Source organism: Arthrobacter roseus (genome assembly GCF_016907875.1).
Taxonomy (GTDB): Bacteria; Actinomycetota; Actinomycetes; order Actinomycetales; family Micrococcaceae; genus Arthrobacter_J; species Arthrobacter_J roseus.
This window is the reverse complement of the sequence record NZ_JAFBCU010000001.1, coordinates 2,476,662-2,500,763: the sequence shown is the minus strand read 5'-3', so window position 1 is coordinate 2,500,763 and position 24,102 is coordinate 2,476,662. Positions and strand designations below refer to the sequence as shown.

Sequence of the window (24,102 nt, the reverse complement as noted above, 5' to 3'; positions counted from 1 at the left end):
ATGACTGACTCTGACCGTAGCCTAGGCTGAGGGCGTGACCTTTACAGCGTTGGACCTGACAGTGGACGTGGCGGAACTGACCCACGCCCTGCTGAATATCTATAGTGTTTCCGGACAGGAGGGTCCGCTGGCGGACTCTGTGGAGGAGGCCCTCAGGCGGCTTCCACACTTGAGCGTGGTGCGCGACGGCGACTCCTTGATCGCACGTACCGAGCAGGGCCGCAGCGAGCGGATCATATTGGCCGGGCACCTGGACACCGTTCCGCTGCCCAGCGCCGAGGGTGCCCGCGGCACGGTGCCTGCAACGTGGGACGGAGAGGTGCTCTTTGGTCGCGGCGCCACCGATATGAAGGGCGGCGTTGCCGTGCAACTCGCGTTGGCCGCCTCCCTGCAGACGACGGACCGGGACATCACTTACGTGTTCTACGACCACGAAGAAGTTGAGGCATCTGCCAGCGGTCTGGGCCGGTTAGCACGCAACCACCCGGACCTCCTCGACGGAGATTTCGCAATCCTGCTGGAACCCACAAACGGGACGGTGGAGGGTGGCTGCAACGGCACTATGCGCTTCGAAGCGGCGCTCAGCGGACGCGCTGCTCATTCGGCACGCGCGTGGATGGGGGAGAACGCCATTCACGCTGCCGCCAGTGTCCTGTCACGGCTGCGTGATCACGAGCCAGTGATCATTACCGTCGATGGGCTGGACTTCCGTGAGTGCTTGAACGCGGTCAGGATTGCGGGAGGGGCCGCCGGGAACGTCATCCCGGACAGCGCTGTCGTCGAGATCAACTATCGCTTTGCACCCTCCAGATCTCTGGCCGAGGCCGAGGGCTACGTGCGCACAGTTCTCGATGGTGTCGACCTTATTCGCACTGACGCAGCTGCGGGGGCCCGGCCCGGGCTCACGAACCCGGCGGCGGCAGCGTTTATCGAGGCTGTCGGGGCGGAGCCGAAGCCCAAGTACGGTTGGACCGACGTCGCCCGCTTCAGTGCGCTGGGGATCCCTGCAGTGAATTTTGGGCCGGGGGATGCGTTGCTGGCCCATTCGGATAATGAGCATGTAGCCGCTGAGGACATCCGGACATGCTTGGCTGCCCTGCGAACCTGGCTCTCCTGACGTCTCTCAGGAACCATGAACGGTTGCGCCCACCCCGAACCCCGAGCCCTCGAGCCGACGTCTGGGCTTATCGTCGAAGTCACCCCTTGTAATGGGTGACTTCGACGACAGGGGGTGACTTCGCGCGGGAGCCTCCGCGAGCTTCCGGGAGATGGAGTTCTCGGGTGGTGAAGTTAGAGCACTCCGGCGTTGTTGCTCGCGTCCATCAGCGGCTCTTCCTTGCGTACCGGCTTATGTGCGCGGAAGCTGAGGAACCGCGAAAGCCACTGCGCCATTGAGGACAAGCTGTAGTTGATCACAATGAAGATAACGGCGGCGACAATCAGGGCCGGCAGCATGTTGCCTTCGCCAGATCCCAGCCGTCGAGAGGTGGACAGGAGCTCAGAGTAGGTGATGATGTAGCCGAGCGCCGAGTCCTTGAGAATGACCACGAACTGACTGATCAGGGCCGGCAGCATGGCCACCAGCGCCTGAGGAACTTCAATGGAACGCAGCGACTGCGGCCGGGTCATGCCGATGGCCAACGCAGCTTCCCGCTGGCCGCTTGGCAACCCATATACACCTGATCGCACCAGTTCGGCGATGACCGAGCCGTTGTAGAGGGTCAGCGCAGTGACGACGGCGACAAAGGGAACGTTTCCGGCCGGCATGATATCCAGCATGGAGATGCCAAACCATAGGAAGATCATCATGAGCAGCACCGGCACGGCGCGGAGGAATTCGACGATCGTTCCGGTGATCCAGCGCAAGGGAGCGAACGCTGAGAGGCGTCCAAGGCCGAGGGCTAGGCCAAAGACCACCGACGTGAGAATGGCGACGGCGGCAGCTTTCAGCGTATTGAGCAGGCCGGGCAGGATGTAATACTGCCAGGTGTCGCCTTCCAGGAACGGGCTCCACTTGGCCGCGGAGAGCTGATCTTTCTCTGCCAACCCGTTGAGGATGTAGAGGAGCACAGCAGCAATGACGAGCACGCCGATGACGTTCCCCACGAGGATGTTGCGCTTATATTCATCCAGAAGGCGCCGAGTATGTCGAATTCCTCAAAGAGCGAGACGACACCGTCCATTGTTCACCACTTCCGTAGGACAGAGAAGGTGCTCCCGGTAACGGGTTTCCGTTCCGGGAGCACCTTTGCTGAATTTAGCTGCAAGCGTCCGGCTCAGGCGGATTGACCTCTTCGTTGTAGCTGAAGTCGGCTCCTTCGAGGCTGGTATCGAGTGCTTCTTCCCAAGCGCCTTCCTCGATCATCTTGGTGATGGCTGCGTTGACGTCCTCGCAGGTGTCGTTGTCCTTGGGCAGACCAACGCCGTAGCGTTCCTCGGAGAACGTGTTACCGACTACCTTGAACTTGCCGGCGTTGGATGGCTGAGCCGCTAGACCAGCCAGAATGATGTCGTCAGTGGTCACGGCGTCGATCTGGCCGCCGGCCATAACTGTGACGCATTCGGCGTAGCCGGGCTGTTCAACCAGTTCCACACCGGGGTACTTGTCCTTGATCTTCTGCGCAGAGGTTGAGCCGGTGACCGAGCAGAGCTTCTTTCCCTCTAGATCCTCTGGGCCGCCGATGTCGCTGTCTGTCGGAACCAGAAGGTCCTGGCCGGCAATGAAGTACGGTCCTGCGAAGGAGACCTGCTCCTTGCGCTCATCAGTGATCGAGTACGTTGCGAAGATCATGTCCACCTGACCGGTGGAGAGCATGTTCTCGCGGTTAGCCGAGGGTGACTCGACAAACTCGAGCTGGTCTTCTTTGTAGCCGAGTTCGTTGGCCACATATTTGGCCACCTCGACGTCGAACCCGGTGTAGGTGTCGCCGTCCTTGAACCCGAGTCCCGGCTGGTCGAACTTGATGCCGATGCGGACCTTCTCCGCCTCGCCCTCGCTGGTCGAGCCGCCGTCGGACCCGCCTCCACAGGCCGATAGAGTCAATGCAGCTGCGGCAGCCATGGCGGCCACTGCGAAACGCGTCTTGCGCATGATGTCTCCTTGCGTTGTTGGCCTTCAGATGAAGGCATTGGACGGCCGGGTTCCCCCGGTTTTGTTAGTGCGCGAGGATCTTGCCGAGGAAGTCCTTGGCCCGATCGCTCTTGGGGTTGGTAAAGAATTCTTCCGGTGTGGCCTGCTCCACGATCTGGCCGTCGGCCATAAACAGCACGCGGTCAGCAGCTTTGCGCGCAAACCCCATTTCGTGGGTGACAACGATCATGGTCATGCCGTCCTTGGCGAGCTGGACCATGGTGTCGAGGACCTCGTTGATCATTTCCGGGTCCAGGGCAGAAGTGGGCTCGTCAAACAGCATGACCTTCGGCTGCATAGCGAGCGCACGCGCAATCGCTACACGCTGCTGCTGTCCGCCGGATAACTGGGCGGGCAATTTCTGCGCCTGATTATCGACGCCGACGCGCCGCAGCAGGTTCATGGCCGTTTCCTTTGCTGTGGCGGCTTTGACTTTCCTGACCTTGACGGGCCCGAGGGACACATTGTCGAGGATGGATTTATGCGCGAACAGGTTGAAAGACTGAAACACCATGCCGACGTCGGCGCGGAGCCGGGCGAGTGCTTTGCCTTCAGCGGGAAGCGGCTCGCCGTCGATGCGGATGACTCCGCTGTCGATGGTTTCGAGGCGGTTGATGGCCCGGCAGAGGGTCGACTTGCCTGATCCTGACGGTCCGATGACGACGACGACCTCGCCGCGTTTGACCTCGAGATTGATGTCTTTGAGGACATGTAGGTCGCCGAAGTGCTTGTTGACGTCTTCCAGCTGGACGAGTAGATCGGTGGATGATGCAGCCGTGGAGGACTCAGTGATGCGCGTCATAGAAGAAATCTAGTCAAAGATTCCACTCTGGCAATACATATAAGGTGCTATGTCGGAATCTTAATGGAAGAGCAACCAAGCAGGAGGCGCCTTCCGTTAGCCTTGACGCATGTCGAACCACAGCACAAAGGCCTCCGAGTCCCGTCGAAAGGGACCGGTTCAACTACGTAGGGAACAGACGTCCCAGGACCTTTCGGACCGTTCGTTGTTGGACAACCACGATTCAGCGCATTTTACGCACACCGATCCGTGGCGTGTGCTGCGGATCCAGAGTGAGTTTGTCGAAGGGTTTGGGACGCTCTCTGAACTTGGGCCGGCCATCAGTGTCTTTGGCTCAGCGCGAACCCTCAAGGAAAGCGCGTACTACCGGTTGGGAGAAGAGGTCGGTGCCCTCTTGGCAAAGGCCGGGTACGCCGTCATCACCGGCGGTGGACCGGGCACCATGGAGGCGGCCAACAAGGGCGCGGTGGAGGCGGGCGGTACTTCAGTGGGGCTGGGCATTGAGCTGCCTTTTGAATCCGGCCTCAACGAGTGGGTGGACCTGGGCATCAACTTCAGGTATTTCTTTGCGCGCAAAACCATGTTTGTGAAGTACGCGCAGGGGTTCATCGTTCTTCCCGGCGGGCTGGGCACCCTCGATGAGCTGTTCGAGGCCATGACGCTGGTGCAGACGGGAAAGGTGACATCCTTTCCCATCGTCCTCATCGGCAAGGACTTCTGGCAGCCGCTGATCGACTGGATGCGCTGTACACAGGTTCCCGGCGGAATGATCGCCGAGGCGGACCTGGATCTGCTTCAGATTGTCGACGACGCCGCTTCCGCCGTCGCCGCCGTCGTCGAAGGCAGTTCAGGGCACCTCAGCAGCACCAGCTGAAGTTTCTGGCACCATTGGTTCGTGAGCTTGTTTCTGGTCTTCCTTGCCATCGCCGTTGCGGGCGCCGCCGTCGTCCTGTCTCTGGGCAGATTCAGTGGCGGTCGCGCCGTCGTGGACGGTGAAAATCAGGATCACGCATTGGTGGAGCCAGTAGCTTCGCTGCCGCCTGTTCTCCTGCCGGTCCCCGTCGAAGCGAAAGATCTCAGCCACATAAGATTCTCAACCGCGCTGCGGGGCTACCGCATGGACCAGGTGGACGAAGTTCTCGTGTTACTGGCCTCAGAGCTGGAACGGCGCGATCAGCGGATCATGGAACTCGAACAGTGCGCCAGGATCGACGGGCCCGAAAAGGACGGATCAGATCATGGCAGCGGAGGTTGATCGCCGACCAGCGTCCGTTCACCGTCAGTTGCAGACCTTCTGGAAACAACTGACGATCCTCTTCGTACGGTGGCCATGGTTTGTTCAAGTCCTCACGCTCTTTGCCCTCACTCGCGTCTTCTCTCTGTGTGTATTTCTCGGTGTCGCGGCCAAGCAGGGTGTGAGCCCATGGGGTGATGCGCAGCCGTCGTACTTTGACTTCGTCGGAATCTGGGACAGCGACTGGTACGAGCGGATCTATGTAGACGGGTATCCGCGCGAGATTCCACGTGACGAGCTTGGCCACACAAAGGAAAATCAATGGGCTTTCTACGCGCTCTTTCCGTTCTTGGTGAGGGGGCTTCACACTGTTAGCGGTGCGGAGTGGAAGTATCTTGCACCGCTGACGGCCACAGCCTGTGCTTTGGTTGCGGCCGTGTTGATCTACCTGCTCTTCCGGGAAAAGGCCTCGCACCGTGATTCGTTGTGGGGCGTGGTATTGGTGGGGACATTCCCCGTATCTGCCGTCCTGCAGGTTCCTTACGCTGAGTCCCTTCACCTGGCACTGCTGGCAGCGGCGCTGCTGTTGGTGGTGCGCCAGCAGTATCTGGCTGCCATCCCCGTAGTCATACTGATGTGCCTTGCTCGTCCGGCGGGCGTGCCGTTTGCCGCGGCGATGGCTGTGCTCTGGATCTATCGGTGGTGGAAGCGCAGGGATAATCCATTTCCGGCTCGGTTGTCCGTGCGGCTTGCGGCGCTCGTCGTAGTCAGCGGTTTCTCTGCGTTGGCATGGCCCATCATTGCCTGGCTCTACACAGGCGAGCTCGCCGCTTACACGGACACTGAGACTGCTTGGCGGGGCCAAGGACTGACGCTCTTCCTACCCTGGGTGGAGGCAGGGCAGGGGGTATTTGGTCCGATTGCCGGCGCGATCGCTCCGGTGCTGTTGGCTATCTTCGCGGCTCTCTACCTGTGCTCGCCCACGGTGAGGCGGCTCGGCATCGAGATCCAGCTGTGGTCCGCTGCCTATCTGCTGTACCTGTTGGCGTTCCTGCACCCACAGACCAGTACGTTCCGGTTGTTGCTCCCGCTCTTTCCGCTCGCTCTTGCCGCAGTGTTCCTGTCACCGTCGCGCGCCTATCGGGGCGCCGTCGTCGTCATGTTCCTGCTTCTGCAAATAGTTTGGGTCGCGTGGTTGTGGGAATGGACTCAGCTGCCTGGTGGCGGAGACTACCCACCGTAGCTCTGTGGCCTACACCACAAACTCGATTGGCCCCACCGCGACATCTGCGGGATAATAAAGCGTGAGAGGTAGCACGGGGCTGAGAGTGTGACAGGCCAGGGCCGTGCGGCTGATGTTGACCGCGCCCCGACGTTGCCGGGGCGCGAACTGTGGAAGGAACTTTCTTAGATGGCTGCCATGAAACCGCGTACAGGCGATGGACCTATGGAGGTTACCAAAGAAGGGCGCAGCCTGATTATGCGCGTTCCGATTGACGGCGGTGGACGTCTCGTCGTAGAGCTCAATGCTGAAGAAGCAGGCAACCTCAAGGAATGCCTGCTGGGCGTCACTGTCAGCTAGCGTGTCTTCACGGCCAGGAGCAGGCCGTCACCAACCGGCATCATCGATGAGACCAGCAACTCATTGTCTCTGATAGTTCGGCCGATGCTCCGGAGAGTGCGGGTTGTTTCATCGCGCACAGCTGGGTTGGGAACGCGTCCTTGATCCAGGGCGTCGTTGACGATCAGCAGCCCATTGGGTTTAAGCAGACGCACCGCCTGATCCACATAGATCATCAATCCCGACTTGTCCGCGTCAATAAAAACCATGTCGTAAGCGAAATCTGTCAGCCGTGGCAGTACGTCAGCGGCCCTCCCCGATATGGTGCGGGTCCGGTTGCCTGCGATCCCTGCCTCCGCATACGCCTCACGGGCTGCGCGGAGATGGTCGACGTCAGAATCAATGGTCGTCAGGACGGACTGACGGCCGAGGCCGCGGAGCAATGACACGCCAGAAACGCCGGCACCGGCCCCTACCTCAACTACGGTGGTTGCTTTCGACGTGGCGGCAAGAACCGTGAGTGCGGCGGCTACGCCGGGTGATACGGGTACCACACCCAACTCGTGGGAACGTTCCCGCGCACGTAGCAGGACGTCGTCCTCAGAGGGGAGGCCCTCCGCGTAGGACCAGCTTGCCTGCTTGTCGCCGCTCATGTTTCCACTCCCAATCAGTCTCGTTGACAGCCTTCAGCCTACTGCCACCCTTCGGTGATTCCGCGAATTTCAGGCTTCCGCACAGCATATTTCCAGCTTCATGCGGAACCCTGAATGTACGTGGTCTTTTGGCCGCAGAAATTACTTCACGTCTTTGTCGTGGTCCACCTCAATCTTCCAATGAGGGCCATGTAAGCGCAGGGGCGGCAACAAGGAGGAACCAGATGTCCAGCGAAACTGCCGGGCTTGTCGTCGAGAGTCCCTCGACAGCGGAAGATGAGGCCTGGGTTCCGCCCACCTGGGAGGAAGTCGTCCAGCAGCATTCCCCCAAGGTGTATCGGCTCGCGTACCGGCTGACGGGCAACCGCTTCGATGCTGAAGATCTGACGCAGGAAGCATTTGTTCGTGTGTTCAGGTCATTGGCAAATTTCAAGCCAGGAACCTTGGACGGCTGGATACACCGGATCACCACCAACCTGTTCCTTGATCAGGCCAGACGAAAGAGCCGGATCCGTTTCGATAGCCTCGCCGACGACGCCGACAATAGGGTGCCAAGTCTCCAGCCAGGGCCAGAGCGAAGCTTCGAGTTCAACAATCTGGATATCGACATTCAGGCTGCGCTCGATGACCTATCACCGAACTTTCGGGCTGCCGTGGTGCTCTGTGACCTTGAAGGCTTGGCCTATGACGAGGTAGCACGGATTCTGGGAGTGAAGCTCGGAACAGTGCGTTCACGCATCCACCGCGGACGGACCATGCTCCGGGAGAAACTGGCGCACAGGGATCCCCGTCGGGATGCCGTGCCTGCCCTCGGCTTTGTTCACGCCGGGTCACACTAGGCGGCATGGGACATCCGCAGCGGCATCTTGCTGCATTCATTGACGGCGAACTGCCCCCAAAAGTGGAGCAGTCGATCCAGCGACACATCAGTCACTGCAAGCAGTGCCGTGCCATCGTCGAGTTTCAGCGGGGAATTCGGTCGCGTCTGAGGAGCCCTGTGCCCCGCCCGGCCCAGGACCTGACGGCCAGTATCCTAGCAAGAACCAACAGTAGTGCGCATCAGGGACCAAGCGAATCGGCGTGGGGACATGCCGCGGCGGCTCATGGGCGTCCGTCGCGGCGCCGCCTCACAGTGGCGACAACCGTTGCGATCGCCGTCATTGCCACAGGAACTCTCACCGGTGCATATGTCATGGGTGCCGAACCGGCTCCTGTCGCGTCGCTGGATCATCAACAGGCCATCGCTTCCGGGTGGGAGGCCGTGGCACATGACACGCCGACAAAGCTCCTCGTCGACCAGGTCAACGAACTCCGCTCCGAAGGGTGGAACTGCCCGGACCTTGAGGCAATCGGTTTCAGCCTCACCGACGCAGAGGCGATCACAGTGCGGGGTACTCCCACGGTCCGATTGACGCTATCCAACGGCGAGGACTCGCTGACGGTGTATGAGCAACGCAAAATCTCGAGCGTGCGGGCCGCCGATGCACCCCCTGTGAACGCCGTCACGGGCAACGAGGTCACCTCCGACGGATTCGAACGTATGGGTGGAACCCAGCGGGAGTTGTGGGTCAACCCCGACCACAGCTGGCAGGTGGTCCTGGACGCGGACGCTGTGACGTATACGGTGATGTCCAGTACGTCCCCGGCCGAGATGCCTGCGGCAATCCAACAGGTCGTTCATACCGAACAAGCCCAACTGACTCCGGATCCGGACATGCCAGCCAACGATCCTTTTCACCGCGTCGTGAGGGGCTTGCAGAAGATGGCGCAGTTGGATGATCAGTAGCCCAGGGGCAGCGGCTCATTCGTCGCCGGTGCTCCGGGGACGGTAGTCTTCATTCGTGTTTGGAATCAATGCTCCGGAGCTGTTGGTGCTCGCCGTGCTCGCGGCTTTGATCCTCGGCCCGGACCGGATCCCGGAATATGCCCAACAACTTGGACGGCTGGTACGTGAGTTGCGGCGGATGGCCACGGGTGCCCGGGCGCAACTCCGCGATGAAATGGGCCCGGAGATCGACGACGTCGATTGGCGCAAACTGGATCCACGGCAGTATGACCCTCGTCGGATCATCAAGGAAGCCTTGCTAGATGAGGACGAGGAACCTCAGAAACCGATGAGTCGTGATGCCCCCCAAACCGTGCCGGAACGGTCGCCAGGGCCACGGGTCGTCAGGCTCGATCAAGGTGAGTCCGCGCCTTTTGACGTCGAAGCCACCTAGTGTTCCGTGTTAATTATTTGTTTCCGTTTCATCTTGCCCAGTAGATACTCCGCTGATTTGGTCCAGGTGAACGGCTTTGCGTCCTTGTTGTAGTTCTCGATGTAGCGTTCCATCGCGTCTTGGAGGTCGGCCACCGAGGAGAAGGTTCCTCGCTTGAGGCATTGGCGGGTGATGATCCCGAAGAAGATCTCCACCATGTTCAACCAGGAACAGCTGGTCGGGGTGAAGTGCATCGACACCCGCGGGTTCGCCGCCAACCAGTCCTTCACATTCTGGTGTTTGTGGGTGCCGTAATTATCGCAAATGACATGCAGTTCGACGTCCGGATGGGCGTCAGCGACCTGGTTCAGGAAGTCAACGAACTCGACGTTCGTATGCTTTTGGTAGAACGCATTGGCGCTGAGCTTGCCGGTCAGGACATCCAGGGCGGCGAACAAGGTGGTGGTGCCATTGCGCTTGTAATCGTGACTTTGCTGCAGCGGGTGTGTCGGGGACAACGGCTGCTCTGCCTGCGTGCGGGACAGGGCCTGAATCTGGGTCTTCTCATCGACGCTCACCACCACCGCGTTTTCCGGTGGGGACAGGTACAGGCCGACCACGTCCCGCAGTTTGGCCTCCAACGCGGGGTCGGTGGGGAACTTAAATGTCTCGATCCGGTGCGGTTGGATTCTCCACCGGCGCCAGATCCGGGCGACGGAGGAAAAAGAAATTCCCTGGCGCTCGGCCATGATCCGGGCGGACCAATGCGAGATCCCCAGCTCCGCCGGTGGTTTGCCGTCGTTGGCCAGCGTGTCGGCAATGAGCGCGAGTTCGTCGATTTCCCGCGGCTTTCCCGGACGCTGGACATCATTCAGGCCCTCGATCCCGATTTCTTCATAGCGTCTGCGCCATCGCCGGACCGTGGGATCGCTGAATCCAGTGACATCGCCGATCTGGACATTGGAAAGCCCGCCGGCAGCCAGCAACACCGTGCGTGCCCGCAAGGCTACCGAGGCACCAATGGACTTTCTGCGGGTCATTGATTCAAGGATTTCCCGGTCACCCTCACGCAACGGCAGGGGTTTTGCATGGTTGGCCATGCACCCAATTCTTCCAGTCAACCAAACCAGATGGAATTAGCGACACGCTACACTAGCGGTCGGATCCACCGCTGGATAGCGGCGCTACTCCCAGCTGGAGCCCTGAAAGTCCACGCGGAATGGCTGCGAGCTTGCTCGCTACTGAGGCCAGCTCCATGGCAGCCGGGGACTCAGGGTTGGTCATGACAATCGGTTGCCCGGCGTCGCCCCCCTCCCTCAACCGAACATCCAGGGGAATTTGGCCCAACAGCGGAATCTCGGTTTCGAGAGTCGCGGAGAGCCGTTCCGCCACGAGCGAGCCGCCACCGCTGCCGAAGGGCTCCATGCGCGAACCGTCGGGCAGCTCCAGCCAGGACATGTTCTCGATAACGCCAGCCACCCGCTGCCCGGTCTGCACGGCAAGGGATCCCGCACGTTCGGCCACGTCGGCCGCGGCGCTCTGGGGAGTCGTGACGACCAAAATCTGCGATGCTGGCAATAGCTGCGCCACCGATATGGCAATATCACCAGTCCCGGGCGGAAGATCAAGCAGGAGAACGTCAAGATCACCGAAATAGACGTCCGTGAGAAATTGCTCCAATGCACGGTGCAGCATGGGTCCGCGCCAGACCACCGGCCGGTTCGAATCGAGAAACATGCCGATGGAAATGACCTTGATCCCATGGGCCACTGGGGGAAGTATCATCTCGTCGACACGCGTGGGGGACTGGGTGATACGCAGTAGGCCCGGAACGGAGAATCCGTGGACGTCGGCGTCAATGATGCCGACCCGCAGACCGCTGGCCGCCATCGACGAAGCCAGGTTGACTGTCACACTGGACTTCCCGACGCCTCCTTTACCGCTGGCAACCGCAAAGACCTTGGTCAGTGACCCCGGTTCGTTGAACGGATTGCCTCGTTTAGGGCGCAGTAAGTCCTTCAGAGAGTCCCGCTGTTCCTGCGACATGACGTCCAGCTCCACCTGAACCGATGTAACGCCGGAAATGCGGGCCAGCGCAGATTCGACGTCGCCGGTGATAGTGCCCTTCAGTGGGCAACCAGCAATGGTCAGTAGGACGCGAACACGCACTGCGCCGTCGTCGTCAATCTCCACCTCACCAACCATGCCGAGCTCGGTGATGGGCTTGCGCAGCTCGGGATCGATGACCGTGGACAGGGCGGATTGAACAGAGTCCAACAGCGTCACTGAGTGCCACCGTCGGTACGTGGGCTCACACGCGGCATGATCCCTGTGGCAGGGGAGTCACCTGATCGCTTGCGGGAACGCTTGCCGGAAGGGGGTGCCTCCGGGCTATCAGAGGCGTCCAGTAGTTCCTCCAGCAGCGATCGGAGCTCAGAGCGGATGTAGTCGCGGGTAGCGACCTCACGCAGAGCGATGCGCAGGTCAGCGATCTCACGGGTCAGGTATTCGGTGTCCAGAAGATTCCGTTCCGCCCGCTGACGGTCCTCGGACAAAGACACTCGGTCCCTGTCATCCTGCCGGTTCTGGGCGAGCAGAAGCAACGGCGCAGCGTAGGAAGCTTGGAGGGACAGCATGAGGGTCAGCAGCGTGAAGCCAAGAGCGGCACTGTCAAAGCGCCAGTCTGCTGGCGCCCACGAGTTCCAGATGAGCCACACCGCGACAAAGACCGTCATGTAGACAAGGAACTGCGGAGTGCCCATGAAGCGGGCAAAATTTTCCGTGCTGTGGCCAAAGGCATCCGGATTTGGATTCGCTTTGGGTAATAGCCGTGACCGTGCTGCCCGTGGGGTGTCAAGCCCACCGGTTGTCGGTTTTTTGCGTTCAGCCATTGCGCCCTCCTCGCGTAATTCCTGCTCGTGCGGTCGGGGGAGCCGGGCGAACCGGGGCATCATCTTGTGCCCGCCAATCATCCGGTAGGAGGTGATCAAGCACGTCATCCACCGTCACCGCGCCGACGAGCCGCCCCTCGGTATTGACCACCGGCAGCGAACTAAGATTGTAGGCGGCCAGATTACGTGAGACTTCGCTGATGTCCGCTTGGTCGGAGACGGCTTCGAGGTCCTTGTCCACAATATTCCCGAGCGGTTCCGGTGGTGGATACCGGAGCAGTTTCTGGATGTGCACTACGCCGAGGTACCGACCGGTGGGCGTTTCCAGCGGTGGTCGGCAGACATAGATTGCCGATGCCAGGGCTGGGGTAAGTTCTTCACGTCGGACGTGCGCCAGAGCTTCGGCGACCGTTGCTTCCGGGGGGAGGATGACTGGAACCGGCGTCATGATTGAACCCGCCGTATTCTCCTCATATTCCAAGAGTCGGCGGACGTCCTCGGCGTCTTCGGGTTCCATGAGCTGCAGCAGCTCTTCCTTCTGATCCTCTGGAAGCTCGTTGAGGAGGTCGGCGGCGTCGTCGGGGTCCATTTCCTCAAGGACGTCCGCTGCGCGCTCCAGGTCAAGCGATTGAAGGATCTGTACCTGGTCGTCCTCGGGCAGCTCCTGCAGAATGTCTGCCAACCGCTCGTCCTGCAGCTCACCGGCTACTTCGATCCGGCGCTTATCGCTCATCTCGTGCATCGCTTCGGCGAAGTCGGCGGGCTTTAGATCTTCGTGGGTCGCGACGAAGTGAGTTGCCCCCTGCGGTTCATGGGCGCTGCCCCGATAGGCATCGGACCAGTCAACGATGATCTTCTCACCGGACTTCCGCAGTCGACGAAGACCAGAATGATTGCTTGCCCTGTGCACAAAGAGCTGCGAGACGAACCAGTCCCCGGCCCGATTCTTCTCCATGGCCAGGTCCTCGATCGATGCCTCTCCGCTGCCGTCACGGAGCGTAACCCGCCGATCAAAAAGCTCTGCGACCACCAGCATCTCCGCACCGCGCTGCTCGAAACGCCGGAGGTTGACCAACCCGGTGCAGATGATCTGGCTCGCGTCCATGGAGGTGATCCGTGTCATCGGAACGAATACGCGTTTTTTGCCTGGCACCTCCACCACAATGCCTACGGCCTGTGGGGGTGCGGCTGGTCCTCGGTCGAGTACGACGGCGTCGCGAAGCCGCCCTAGACGGTCACCCAGTGGGTCGAAGACGTCGAGGCCAAGCAGACGTGCGATGAAGACTCGCGTTGGGTTGGTACTCACGTCTCTAGGCTACTTGCTGGCTCCCGTTTGGGACGTATTAGGCCTAGAGCTGGAGTTGACCGATTCACCGTGAGCGATACTCCACCCACGTGAGCCGACTTTGGGCAACAATAGGAGCATGTCGAATGTATTTGGTCGCACTCAGTCCCGTGACGGTAGCCTCAACCTCCCCCGTGGGGAATCGATAGGCCGTTACTCCTCCTACCTTGATGCGCAGAAGGCTGTGGACTACTTGGCTGACCAACAGTTCGCAGTGCAGCACGTTTCTATTATCGGCAGCGATCTCAAGACTGTTGAACGGGTGACCGGCCGTCTCAGCTATCCCAGGGTTGCGCTCTCCAGTGCCGCAACGGGCGCCTGGTTCGGGTTCTTCGTTGGCCTTGTGCTGATGCTTTTTGCTGGTGAGACCGAGTACCTGACGGTCCTCTCGACGATGGCACTGGGCGCCGGGTTCTGGTTGTTCTTTGGAATCATCACGTACGCGTTCCAGCGCGGGAAGCGGGACTTCACGTCAACAAGTCAGGTTGTGGCAACCAGCTACGAGGTGATCGTTGATCCATCGGTCATCATTGAGGCCAAAAAAGTGCTTCAGGGCATGAACGGCGAGCCTGTCGCTGGACAGGCTCAGCAGACGACGGCGCCCTCTGCTGACGTGTCGGAAGGCCAGACCCCAGCTGCGAGTACGGCTACAGACAGCGACCACGCCGAAGGTACACAACCCGAGCAGGGCCAGACACCGCGCGGACAGTTCGCAGATCTGGCAGATGGTCGTCCGCAGTACGGTATCCGTACCCCGGACGCCGAGGCCCCTACTGCCGGACGGGACGCGCAGTCAGAGGCCACGAGCAACGTGGAACCGGATCAGCGCGCTTAGCGCCAACCGTTCTACCCTCAACCTCACCCGTTCCTCATCCACTACCCAGCCGAGAACGGGGTTTGTCCGCGAGATCACCCATTACAAGGGGTGATCTCGCGGACAAAAGGTGACCTGGCGGTCCGAGATGGTGGCCCGTGCCGGAGTAGTTACTCGCCCGAGGGGCTGTAAATTCCAGCCATCCAGTTCTCAACATCGTCAGCCTTGCGGGGCAGCGCTGCACTGAGGTTGATCGGCCCGTCTTCGGTCATGAGAATGTCGTCCTCAATACGGACACCGATTCCGCGGTATTCCTCGGGAACTGCAAGATCTTCGTCCTTGAAGTAGAGGCCGGGCTCAATGGTGAAAACCATCCCCGGTGTGAGGGTGCCGTCGAGGTAGAGTTCCCGCTTGGCACGTGAGCAGTCGTGAACGTCCAGGCCAAGGTGGTGGCTTGTACCGTGCGGCATCCAGCGGCGATGCTGCTGACCATCGGCGGATATGGCTTCCTCGACCGACACTGGCAGCAGACCCCAGTCAGCAAGACGCTCGGCCAAAACCCGGACGGACGCCTCGTGAATATCGCGGAACTTCTTTCCGGGCTGTGCGACCGCGAACCCGGCGTCGGCGGCATCCAGTACCGCCTCGTAGATTTTCCGCTGCACGTCGGAGTACTTTCCGTTGACGGGCAGCGTGCGCGTGACATCCGCGGTGTACAGCGAATCGGCTTCGACCCCAGCGTCAAGGAGCAGTAGATCGCCGGACTTCACCTGTCCGTTGTTGCGGATCCAGTGAAGCACTGTTGCGTTATTGCCAGCTGCGGCAATGGTGTCATATCCGAGCTCATTGCCTTCCTCGCGCGCCTTAGCGAAGAACGCGCCTTCAACAACGCGCTCACCGCGGTGGTGCGACATAGCCCGCGGCAGAGCCTTGACCACATCATGGAAACCCTCAATGGTGGTATCCACCGAGTGCTGCATCTGCTCGATCTCCCATGCATCCTTGACCAGACGCAGCTCTGAGAGAGCTTCTGTCAGCGCAGCATCCAGGGTGTCTGACTCTTCTAGGTCCACACTGGTGTTGATGCGTGATGTATCCACGAGGGCATCCATGTTCAGATCCACATCGCGCAGGAGCCGAATCCGCATGCCGCCTACGTTGACAACGCCGGCGTCCTTGGTAATGGCCACCTCAAGACCACTCAGGTCAGCTGTTTCAAGGGCCAGCAGCGCCTTCACCTGTGAAAGATTCAGGCGGGGACCGATCCAGAACTCCCCATAACGAGCATCTGAATAGAACTCTTCACTGTCCTTGCCAGCCAGGGGCCGGAAGTACAGGGTGGCGTGGTGGTGCCCGCCGTCGTCGCCGGTGCCCTCCGCCGTGGGCTCCATGACGAGCACGGCGTCCGGCTCATGGTCGAGACCAAAACCAGTCAGGTGCGCGAAACCCGAATGCGGACGAAAACGATAGTCGACGTCGTTGGAGCGGACCTTAAGGGGGCCGGCTGGCACAACGATGCGCTCTCCCTGGAACTTATCCGACAGGGCACGACGACGACGTGCCGCGTGCGGGGCCACCGGAGATTCCTCGGGCGTCGTCGTCGACGGCGCGGCCCATTGGCCCCTCATGAATGCCTTGAAAGCATCCGACTTGGGGCGCTGGGACCGGTTCTCGTTGCGGTCATCGAGAGGCTGGCCCTCGGACGTCACGGGCACAGCTGCATCGGGCGTGGACTGGGACGGGTTATTACTGGCTTCATTAGTCACCAATCCATCGTCTCACCGGACACGGGTGAGTGACAACCGCCCAGTTTGGGCTGCCCGGCGGTGCGCTGGGCGCAAGAACGAGAGGACCAGCGTAGATTTGTGGTGTGAGAATTGACCTGCACACCCACTCGACGGTATCCGACGGCACGCAACCACCAGCAGAGCTCATGACAGCCGCCCGAGCGGCAAAGATCGACGTGATGGCACTGACTGATCACGACTCCACGGCTGGCTGGGTGGAAGCCTCGAATGCTGCCCGGGGGGAAGGGGTGGTGTTGATCCCCGGCATGGAGGTTACCTGCAGAACCAGCGAAGGAATCAGCGTTCATGTGCTGTCCTACCTCCATGATCCGGCAAACTCAGAGCTGCTGAACGAAATCAGCAAGTCCCGGGAAGCCAGGCTCGTCCGTGCGGAGAAGATGGTGGACCGGCTCGCCGCCGACTACCCCATCACCTGGGAACACGTTCTTGAGCATCTGGCTCCAGGGGCTACGGTGGGCCGGCCCCACATTGCGGACGCTCTTGTGAGGCTCAATGTCGTCGAAACGCGCAGCGAAGCCTTTGCCCATATTCTCAATGGCCGTTCGAGCTACTTTGTCAGTCATTATGCGCCCAACCCGGCGCTCGCCGTCGAACTCATCCGGAAAGCCGGGGGAGTGCCGGTGTTTGCGCACCCGGCGGCGTCGCTTCGAGGACGGGTTGTCACCGAGCACACCATGAACGAAATGATCGACGCCGGCCTGGCGGGGTTGGAGATCGACCATCGGGATAACTCGGATGAGGGTAAGGAAAAGCTGCGCGGTATTGCGGACGAACATGGTTTGCTGGTGACGGGGTCATCCGATTACCACGGAGCGGGCAAACCAAACCTGCTCGGCGAGAATCTGACCTCAGCGGATGTGCTGGCCCATATAGAAGAACTGGGAACCGGCACAACGCCTATCCGCTAACTGGCCGTCCGCTTTCCCACTTCCGGTCGAAGTCGGGGTTTGTCCGCGAGATCACGGGGTGTGGTGGGTGATCTCGGCGGCAAGGGGTGACTCCGGCGTGATCGTGCGGGCCGCGTGAGAGAGCCGGCGCTCCATGACCTCAATGGCCTGCGGGTTGGCATCGACGCACACGAATTTTCGGTTCGTTCGGGCGGCAACCGCCCCAAGGGTTCCGGAGCCAGCGAAGAAGTCCAGCACCCAATCGCCCTCGCGGCTGCTGGCGTGCACTGCACGACGTAGCAGTCCTTCCGGCTTCTGCGTGGGGTACCCCGTTTTTTCCTTGCCGGTGGGCGAAACAATGGTGTGCCACCAAACGTCCGTTGGTAGCTTCCCGCGCTCCGCTTTTTCCTTCGTGACGAGACCAGGAGCCATATACGGTTCCCGATCCACTTCCGCATTGTCGAAGTGATAGCTCGTAGGATTTTTCACGTAGACGAGGATGTTGTCATGCTTGGCAGGCCATCGCCGTGTAGCCCGTGCGCCGTAGTCGTAAGCCCAGATGATTTCGTTCAGGAAGCACTCACGACCAAAGATGACGTCCAACATGACCTTGGCGTAGTGCACCTCACGGTAATCGAGGTGCAGGTACAGAGTTCCGTCATCGGCGAGCAGTCGCCACGCCTCGCGGAGTCGCGGCTCAAGAAATGACCAGTAGTCATCGAACGCGTCGTCATAACTGGCCAGCAAGCCGCGCACCGTTGTGTAGCTACGCCCCTGGAATCCGATGCGGTCTCCGGCGCCGTCGGCTGCCCTGACCATAGTGGTCTGCTGACGGCGCTGGGACCGGCCCGTATTGAACGGCGGATCAACGTAAATCATGGTGAACGCACCGTCGGGCAGCGTGGGCAAGTACTCCGCATTGTCAGCGTGCACCAGCAGCGAGCTGCCGTCGGGTGAGAAAGGCGTCGACGTCATGGAAGAAGGTGCTGCGCTTACTCGGAAGCTTTCGGGGTGCCCGAATTTTCCGGTGCGACAACTTCACCATTACGACGGCGGGTGCGTGTGCGGTTTCGTCGGTTGACCGGCTTTGATTCGGCGTCGCTCTTGCGCCCGTCGTTGCCCCGGGCAGGCTGTTCCGCTGTGCGGGACTCGTTGGACCGGGATTCGCCCGAACGTGAGCTACTGGTCCGACCGCGGCCACCATCCTGGGACCGCCCGCCCTTATCCGATGAGCCACTACGACCACTGGACTGAGGGTGCCGCTTGCCTGTCTCCCCTAGATCTTCAAGCTTCTCCGCGTTGATTCCGGCGAGTTTACGCGAGCTACGCGGCAAACGGCCTTTGGTCCCCTCGGGGATGTCCAGATCAGTGTAGAGGTGCGGAGATGAGGAATACGTTTCAATGGGCTCGGGGTGCTCAAGTCCGAGGGCCTTGTTGATCAAGCCCCAACGGGGAATCTCATCCCAGTCAACGAACGTTACCGCGGTGCCCTTCTTGCCAGCGCGTCCCGTACGGCCCACCCTGTGCAGATAAGCCTTCTCGTCTTCGGGGCACTGGTAGTTGATGACATGGGTTATGTCCTCGACGTCGATGCCACGTGCAGCAACTTCGGTGGCTACCAGAACATCAATTTTGTCTCCGCGGAAGGCGCGCAGGGCCTGTTCGCGTGCACCCTGACCCAGGTCTCCGTGAATGGCGCCGGCGGCGAACCCGCGGTCCATCAGCTCTTCGGAGAGTTTCGCGGCAGTGCGCTTGGTCTTGGTGAAGATGATGGTCCGGCCACGGCCACGGGCCTGCAGGATCCGGGCCACTACCTCGGCCTTGTCCAGATTGTGTGCGCGGTAGGAGATCTGCCGGATGTCCTTCTTGGTGATGCCGTCGTCGTCGGGGTCAGCCGCGCGGATGTGCGTTGGCTTGGTCATGTATCGGCGAGCCATGGCGACAACAGGGCCGGGCATGGTGGCCGAGAAGAGCAGCGTCTGGCGGATGGCCGGCGTGGCTGACATCAGCATTTCGACGTCGGGGAGGAACCCGAGGTCCAGCATCTCGTCCGCTTCATCGAGGACAACAATGCGAACATTCTTCAGACTGAGGTGCTTTTGTTTGAAGAGGTCGATCAGGCGTCCAGGAGTTCCAACGACGATCTCTACACCCTTGGTGAGAGCATCAATCTGCGGTTCGTAGGCCCGACCGCCGTAAATGGTGACGATCCTGGCGTTGCGCTTCTTCGACGCGGTGGTGAGATCCGCTGCCACCTGAACAGCGAGTTCACGGGTGGGCACGATGACCAGTGCTTGAGGTGCACCGGGTACGGGAAGTTTGCTGTAGTCCGCGTCGTCGCGACCGACTACCCGCTGGATGGTGGGGATACCGAACCCGAGAGTCTTGCCCGTACCGGTTTTTGCCTGCCCGATAATGTCGTGACCGCCCAGAGCTACGGAGAGGGTCATGCTCTGGATGGGAAAGGGATGCAGGATCCCGGCGTCTGCCAGAGACTCGACGATGTCCGGACGGACATTGAAATCAGCGAACGTCTCCACAGCGGGCTCGCGGGCCTCACCGGAAGTGACCAAGCTGTCTTCGACGGCGATGTCCTCCCCTGTGTCCGATGCGTGGAGAACGTGGTCATTGCTGACGTGGTTGTTTTCTGTGCTCAATGTTGAATTACCGTTCATTCAGGCACTGCGGCCGTCCATGCTCAACGGGTTCCCCACCCCTTGAGAAAGGGCGAGGATCGGAGCCAGGCGAAAGCGCAGCGCGTTCAGTGGAAGCCGATCGCGGGCTTGCAACTGCGGGCCGGTTCATGCGCGAAAGCATGTCGGCGGAGAAGATCGCGTAGGTATTGCGGTCAGAATGTCTAAACATGTGTTTAATGACGTGTTTTCAACGACCGGGCATCCATTACTACAGGATTAGTCTACCTTGCGGAGCGCTGCTGAGCCGCCCAGACCATTTATTGGCGCGCCCCGCGAGCGGGCTGGCTAACGCTGGCACCGACTTAATGCGGTGCTCAAGGGTGCATCATCGTAGGCTGGCCCGCATGGACAAACGCACTGAAGACACGTCTGCGGAAGGCGCACTGGCAGCGGTGGCGCATGATTATTCGAGGCTGCTCATAGATCTGTTCGGCGCCATGGCGTATGGGGAGCTCTCGGCTTTTGAGAGGTTATCTTCTGATGCACGATTCTCTCCGACACTGACGGACCGTCTTGCTCTGGGACGGTTGGCAGTGGCGGAGTTTCAGCATTTTGAGCTCGTTGCTACGCACGTGCAGAATTCCGGCGGCGATGTCGAGCAGGCAATGGGACCGTTTGTCGCCTCTATCAATGCCTTCCATGAGCGCACCAAACCGGCTGACTGGTACGAATCGCTGATGAAGCACTACGTCATGGATGCTGTGTCCCGGGACTTCTATTGCGAGATCGCCACATTATTGGACAGCGACACCCGGGACCTGGTTCAGCAGATCCATTCCGCCGAGACGCAGAGCGCCTATTTACTGGCACGGCTAGAATCCGCGCTCGCCAATGATCCGAGACTCGCGTCCAGGCTCGCCCTGTGGGGACGGCGTCTGGTGGGGGAGGCCCTGACTCGCACGCGCCAGGTCAGCCTGGAACGGGGCGTGGTGGGCAGGATGCTTAAGGACGACGACGGCGCCCAGCTGGAAGCTGAGATCAGCAGAATTTTTACCCGGCTGACCCGCAACCATTCGTATCGGATGAATGCGCTGAAACTGACCGCCTGAGCATCACAGATCCGGTAGGCGGGAAAGAACGCGGGCAGCGGCTTGAGCGGGGTCACTGGCGTCGGTGATGGCCCGCACGACGACGACTCGCCGAGCGCCGGCGTCGATTACCTCATCAACGTTTGTCAGGTCAATTCCGCCGATGGCAAACCAAGGATTGGTCTCATGTCCCGCGGCCTGCTGCTCCTGCTCACGCCGGGCGGTACTGCGGATCAGATCCAGCCCGACGGCGGCTCTGCCCGGTTTGGTGGGGGTTGCCCAGATGGGCCCCGTGCAGAAGTAGTCCAGATGGGGGCTATCCATGGCCTCCGCGGCGAGCGTTTGGGTGTTGGAGGAGAGCCCGATAGCGACGTCTGGTCCGAGGAATCGGCGGGCTACCGAGGGAGGGATGTCCTGCTGCCCAACGTGGAACACCGGTGCGCCCGAGGCCGCTGCGAGGTCGGCGCGATCGTTGACTGACCACAGCTTGGAGTGCCGCTGCGCAACCGAGCGGAGAATCTGCAGCAGGTCGAGTTCCTCGCCCGCCTGAATGGTCTTATCACGCAGCTGGATGATGTCTACCCCGCCAGCAAAGGCCGCGTCGAGAAACTGCTCAAAATCACCCTGCCGGGATCGGGAATCGGTGCAGAGGTACAGACGTGCTTCAGAAATGGCCATAGGACCTACAATAGAGCCGTACTGCGGGAGCCTTGCGACAGAGGCTGAGAGGGCATCAGGCCGACCGTGTTGTTGACTGAACAACGAACCTGATCCGGGTTATGCCGGCGTAGGGAAGGACCATCGATGACTCCAGTTTTATCCAGCACCTCCAGGGCCGCTGGTAAGCGCGTTGCCGTGGTCGGCGGAGGAATCATCGGGCTGGGAATCGCCTGGGAGGCTATCCAGCGAGGTCACCAGGTAACGGTTTTTGATCCCGCACCCGCTTCCGGGGCAACGTACGCCGCTGCCGGCATGTTGGCGCCCGTGAGTGAGCTTCACTATCAGGAGGAGCATCTGCTCGCCCTGACCGTTGAATCCGCACGGCGCTACCCGGCGCTGATGTCCCGCCTCGAAGCGGGTGGGCGCACCACGGGCTACCAGCGCACGCAGACCATTGCCGTGGGAGCCGATGCCGCTGACCGCCAAGTGCTCGCCGACCTGAAGCAGGCGCAAGTGCGCCAGGGGCTGACGGTTGAGGATATGACAACGCGTCAGGCACGGGCCGAGGAGCCCATGCTCGGGCCCGGCTTGAGCGCCGCGTTCCGGATTCCGGGGGACCGGCAGGTGGATCCGCGTCTGCTCTCTCGCGTACTCATTGACGACGTCCGGGCCGGCGGCATGTTGGAGGCACAATCGGTTGAGTCTCTGGCCTACGACGACGGCAACCGGACGCGGGTTGCCGGTGTCGTGCTGGTGGATGGGACCCACGTGGAGGCTGATGAAACCGTCATTGCGAACGGACTGCAGAGCCCCGAGATCAAGGATTTGCCCGCGACTCTTTCCCTGCCAGTCCGTCCGGTCTACGGGGACGTTCTGCGTCTTCGAGTACCCCGTCATCTGCAGCCTCTCCTGACTGCCACCGTGCGCGGGGTCATCCGCGGCCGGTCGGTGTACCTTGTTCCGCGCCAGGACGGGAGCGTCGTCGTGGGTGCAACCCAGCGTGAAGGAGGCACCACGGGGGTGTCCGCTGGGGGAGTGTATGAGCTGCTTCGGGATGCACAGACGATTGTCCCGGCCGTTGCTGAGCTCGAATTCGAGGAAGCAACCTGCCGAGCCCGGCCCGGGACGCCGGACAACGCGCCGCTGCTTGGCCGTCCCCGAGGTGTTGAGGGCCTCATCTGCGCTACCGGTTTCTTCCGCCACGGAGTACTACTGATGCCGGTGACGGCCTCCATCTGCAATGACCTGATCGATGGCGGACCCGCCGACCCCGCGTATCGGGCTTTCCTGCCCGACCGATTCCAAGGAGAAACCGCATGAAAGTTACCGTCAATGGCAAGGCAAAGTCCCTGACCGAGGGGACAACCCTTCTGGCCGTGGTTGCCGATGTTACCGGGAGGGACCTGACTGACACCGGTCAGCCAGCTGACGGGACGCGGCTCGGCGTTGCGGTAGCGCACAACTGGGACATTGCCCGGCGCGCGGGATGGCACGCCCAGCTACTCGATGATGGCGACGACGTCGAAGTTGTCACCGCTGTACAGGGAGGTTGAGATGGAAACGGTTGAGAAGACTGTCCACGATCCGCTGTTCATTGACGGTGTGGAGCTCGGATCACGGTTGATCATGGGAACTGGTGGAGCGCCTAGCCTCGACGGGCTGGGCGGTGCCTTGAAAGCATCGGGGACCGAACTGACCACGGTCGCCATGCGGCGGTACAGCCCGGGGGCTGGCAGCTCACTCTTTGAACTGCTGGAACGTCAGAGCATCCGGGTGCTTCCTAACACCGCCGGGTGCTTTACCGCCCGTGAAGCCGTCATGACGGCCGAACTTGCCCGGGAAGCGCTTGAAACGAACTGGGTCAAACTTGAAGTCATCGCCGATGAAGAGACGCTGCTGCCGGACGCCGTCGAACTCGTTGACGCCACAGAGACGCTCGTGTCGCGGGGGTTCACCGTCTTTGCCTATACCAATGATGACCCCGTGCTCGCCCTGCGGTTGGAGCAGCTCGGGGCGGCAGTCGTCATGCCCCTGGGTGCGCCCATCGGTACCGGCCTGGGAATCCTGAATCCGCACAACATCGAACTCATCGTCTCCCGTGCCTCGGTTCCCGTAGTTCTCGACGCCGGCATCGGCACTGCCTCGGATGCCGCACTGGCCATGGAGCTCGGTTGTGATGCAGTGCTCTTGGCTACCGCGGTGACCCGAGCCCAGGACCCGGTGATGATGGCCGAAGCCTTCCGCTACGCTGTGGCAGCAGGCCGGCTGGCCTCAAAGGCCGGCCGCATTCCACGGCGCCGCCACGCGCTCGCATCATCACAGCTCGAGGGTCGGGCGGACCTCTAACCGGGTCTGGACACGAAAAAGCCGGCGGGATGCGCATCCCGCCGGCTCA

Annotated in this window: 26 protein-coding genes; 14 read left to right on the top strand and 12 right to left on the bottom strand. The window is 61.0% G+C overall.

Annotated elements, in window-relative coordinates; translation table 11 throughout:
• Positions 1-34: 34 nt before the first annotated feature.
• Positions 35-1,117 (top strand): succinyl-diaminopimelate desuccinylase, encoded by a 1,083-nt coding sequence (dapE, locus tag JOE65_RS12055; protein WP_205163421.1) that lies wholly within the window; start codon positions 35-37, stop codon positions 1,115-1,117.
• A gap of 173 nt (positions 1,118-1,290) precedes the next feature.
• On the opposite strand, the gene JOE65_RS12050 is transcribed toward dapE, so the two are convergent.
• The 3 genes from JOE65_RS12050 to JOE65_RS12040 form a co-directional block, all read right to left on the bottom strand.
• Positions 1,291-2,106 carry an amino acid ABC transporter permease gene (locus tag JOE65_RS12050; RefSeq protein ID WP_338021634.1) on the bottom strand — a complete coding sequence of 272 codons (816 nt, stop codon included), beginning with the start codon at positions 2,104-2,106 and terminating at the stop codon, positions 1,291-1,293.
• A 151-nt stretch (positions 2,107-2,257) separates the two neighbouring features.
• Positions 2,258-3,091, bottom strand: coding sequence for a glutamate ABC transporter substrate-binding protein (locus JOE65_RS12045; protein WP_205163420.1), 834 nt, complete (start codon positions 3,089-3,091; stop codon positions 2,258-2,260).
• A 64-nt stretch (positions 3,092-3,155) separates the two neighbouring features.
• Complete coding sequence (locus tag JOE65_RS12040; RefSeq protein ID WP_205163419.1) at positions 3,156-3,932, bottom strand: amino acid ABC transporter ATP-binding protein; 777 nt, start codon at positions 3,930-3,932, stop codon at positions 3,156-3,158.
• Between the two features lie 109 nt (positions 3,933-4,041).
• Between JOE65_RS12040 and JOE65_RS12035 the strand changes: the two genes are divergently transcribed.
• The 4 genes from JOE65_RS12035 (at position 4,042) to JOE65_RS12020 (ending at position 6,748) form a co-directional block, all read left to right on the top strand.
• Complete coding sequence (locus tag JOE65_RS12035) at positions 4,042-4,806, top strand: LOG family protein (protein WP_205163418.1); 765 nt, start codon at positions 4,042-4,044, stop codon at positions 4,804-4,806.
• 21 nt (positions 4,807-4,827) lie between these two features.
• Positions 4,828-5,187 carry a DivIVA domain-containing protein gene (locus tag JOE65_RS12030; RefSeq protein WP_205163417.1) on the top strand — a complete coding sequence of 120 codons (360 nt, stop codon included), beginning with the start codon at positions 4,828-4,830 and terminating at the stop codon, positions 5,185-5,187.
• Positions 5,171-6,409, top strand: a complete 1,239-nt coding sequence (locus JOE65_RS12025) for a hypothetical protein (RefSeq protein ID WP_239536708.1) — start codon at positions 5,171-5,173, stop codon at positions 6,407-6,409. The genes JOE65_RS12030 and JOE65_RS12025 overlap by 17 nt, the downstream gene beginning before the upstream one ends.
• A 168-nt stretch (positions 6,410-6,577) precedes the next feature.
• Entirely contained in the window at positions 6,578-6,748 is a 171-nt protein-coding gene (locus JOE65_RS12020; protein ID WP_205163416.1) for a DUF3117 domain-containing protein, read from the top strand.
• On the opposite strand, the gene JOE65_RS12015 is transcribed toward JOE65_RS12020, so the two are convergent.
• The gene (locus tag JOE65_RS12015; protein WP_205163415.1) at positions 6,745-7,380 is read right to left on the bottom strand and encodes an O-methyltransferase; all 636 of its coding nucleotides are present in this window, start codon (positions 7,378-7,380) and stop codon (positions 6,745-6,747) included. The genes JOE65_RS12020 and JOE65_RS12015 overlap by 4 nt on opposite strands.
• Between JOE65_RS12015 and sigE the strand changes: the two genes are divergently transcribed.
• The 3 genes from sigE to JOE65_RS12000 are packed head-to-tail and all read left to right on the top strand — an operon-like array spanning position 7,266 to position 9,599.
• Positions 7,266-8,219 (top strand): RNA polymerase sigma factor SigE, encoded by a 954-nt coding sequence (gene sigE / locus JOE65_RS12010; protein WP_338021633.1) that lies wholly within the window; start codon positions 7,266-7,268, stop codon positions 8,217-8,219. The genes JOE65_RS12015 and sigE overlap by 115 nt on opposite strands.
• Before the next feature lie 5 nt (positions 8,220-8,224).
• Positions 8,225-9,166, top strand: coding sequence for an anti-sigma factor family protein (locus tag JOE65_RS12005; protein WP_205163413.1), 942 nt, complete (start codon positions 8,225-8,227; stop codon positions 9,164-9,166).
• Between the two features lie 55 nt (positions 9,167-9,221).
• Complete coding sequence (locus JOE65_RS12000; protein WP_205163412.1) at positions 9,222-9,599, top strand: sec-independent translocase; 378 nt, start codon at positions 9,222-9,224, stop codon at positions 9,597-9,599.
• Here the strand turns inward: JOE65_RS12000 and JOE65_RS11995 are convergent.
• From JOE65_RS11995 to JOE65_RS11980, 4 genes are read right to left on the bottom strand one after another with little or no spacing between them, the layout of a single operon-like run.
• A complete protein-coding gene (locus JOE65_RS11995) occupies positions 9,596-10,678 on the bottom strand; it encodes an IS630 family transposase (RefSeq protein WP_205163411.1) in 1,083 nt (360 codons plus the stop codon). The genes JOE65_RS12000 and JOE65_RS11995 overlap by 4 nt on opposite strands.
• A 52-nt stretch (positions 10,679-10,730) precedes the next feature.
• Positions 10,731-11,864 carry an Mrp/NBP35 family ATP-binding protein gene (locus JOE65_RS11990; protein ID WP_338021632.1) on the bottom strand — a complete coding sequence of 378 codons (1,134 nt, stop codon included), beginning with the start codon at positions 11,862-11,864 and terminating at the stop codon, positions 10,731-10,733.
• Entirely contained in the window at positions 11,861-12,469 is a 609-nt protein-coding gene (locus tag JOE65_RS11985; protein WP_205163410.1) for a DUF1003 domain-containing protein, read from the bottom strand. Before JOE65_RS11985 ends, JOE65_RS11990 begins: the two co-directional genes overlap by 4 nt.
• Positions 12,462-13,775, bottom strand: coding sequence for a magnesium transporter MgtE N-terminal domain-containing protein (locus tag JOE65_RS11980; RefSeq protein ID WP_205163409.1), 1,314 nt, complete (start codon positions 13,773-13,775; stop codon positions 12,462-12,464). Before JOE65_RS11980 ends, JOE65_RS11985 begins: the two co-directional genes overlap by 8 nt.
• A 118-nt stretch (positions 13,776-13,893) precedes the next feature.
• On the opposite strand from JOE65_RS11980, the gene JOE65_RS11975 reads away from it, so the two are divergent.
• Positions 13,894-14,649: a general stress protein gene (locus JOE65_RS11975; protein ID WP_205163408.1), complete on the top strand. Its 756-nt coding sequence runs from the start codon at positions 13,894-13,896 to the stop codon at positions 14,647-14,649.
• A 149-nt stretch (positions 14,650-14,798) separates the two neighbouring features.
• Here the strand turns inward: JOE65_RS11975 and JOE65_RS11970 are convergent, their stop codons facing one another.
• On the bottom strand, positions 14,799-16,343 hold the full coding sequence (locus JOE65_RS11970) for an aminopeptidase P family protein (RefSeq protein WP_420827523.1): 1,545 nt from the start codon (positions 16,341-16,343) through the stop codon (positions 14,799-14,801).
• 155 nt (positions 16,344-16,498) lie between these two features.
• Between JOE65_RS11970 and JOE65_RS11965 the strand changes: the two genes are divergently transcribed.
• Positions 16,499-17,344 (top strand): PHP domain-containing protein, encoded by an 846-nt coding sequence (locus tag JOE65_RS11965; RefSeq protein ID WP_205163406.1) that lies wholly within the window; start codon positions 16,499-16,501, stop codon positions 17,342-17,344.
• Between the two features lie 51 nt (positions 17,345-17,395).
• Here JOE65_RS11965 and JOE65_RS11960 read toward each other — a convergent pair whose 3' ends face one another.
• Both JOE65_RS11960 and JOE65_RS11955 read right to left on the bottom strand, forming a co-directional pair.
• Positions 17,396-18,298 carry a DNA-methyltransferase gene (locus JOE65_RS11960; protein ID WP_205163405.1) on the bottom strand — a complete coding sequence of 301 codons (903 nt, stop codon included), beginning with the start codon at positions 18,296-18,298 and terminating at the stop codon, positions 17,396-17,398.
• Positions 18,299-18,315: 17 nt separating this feature from the next.
• The gene (locus tag JOE65_RS11955) at positions 18,316-19,998 is read right to left on the bottom strand and encodes a DEAD/DEAH box helicase (RefSeq protein WP_205163404.1); all 1,683 of its coding nucleotides are present in this window, start codon (positions 19,996-19,998) and stop codon (positions 18,316-18,318) included.
• Positions 19,999-20,363: 365 nt separating this feature from the next.
• Here JOE65_RS11955 and JOE65_RS11950 point away from each other — a divergent pair, with 365 nt between their 5' ends.
• Entirely contained in the window at positions 20,364-21,068 is a 705-nt protein-coding gene (locus JOE65_RS11950) for a ferritin-like fold-containing protein (protein WP_205163403.1), read from the top strand.
• 3 nt (positions 21,069-21,071) lie between these two features.
• Here JOE65_RS11950 and thiE read toward each other — a convergent pair whose 3' ends face one another.
• Positions 21,072-21,725 (bottom strand): thiamine phosphate synthase, encoded by a 654-nt coding sequence (gene thiE, locus JOE65_RS11945; RefSeq protein ID WP_205163402.1) that lies wholly within the window; start codon positions 21,723-21,725, stop codon positions 21,072-21,074.
• 126 nt (positions 21,726-21,851) lie between these two features.
• On the opposite strand from thiE, the gene thiO reads away from it, so the two are divergent.
• Genes thiO through JOE65_RS11930 form a run of 3 tightly spaced genes read left to right on the top strand, consistent with a single transcriptional unit; the run spans position 21,852 to position 24,053 of the window.
• Positions 21,852-23,027: a glycine oxidase ThiO gene (thiO, locus tag JOE65_RS11940; RefSeq protein WP_205163401.1), complete on the top strand. Its 1,176-nt coding sequence runs from the start codon at positions 21,852-21,854 to the stop codon at positions 23,025-23,027.
• Positions 23,024-23,260: a sulfur carrier protein ThiS gene (thiS, locus tag JOE65_RS11935; protein WP_205163400.1), complete on the top strand. Its 237-nt coding sequence runs from the start codon at positions 23,024-23,026 to the stop codon at positions 23,258-23,260. Before thiO ends, thiS begins: the two co-directional genes overlap by 4 nt.
• 1 nt (position 23,261) lies before the next feature.
• The gene (locus JOE65_RS11930) at positions 23,262-24,053 is read left to right on the top strand and encodes a thiazole synthase (RefSeq protein WP_205163399.1); all 792 of its coding nucleotides are present in this window, start codon (positions 23,262-23,264) and stop codon (positions 24,051-24,053) included.
• Positions 24,054-24,102 lie beyond the last annotated feature (49 nt).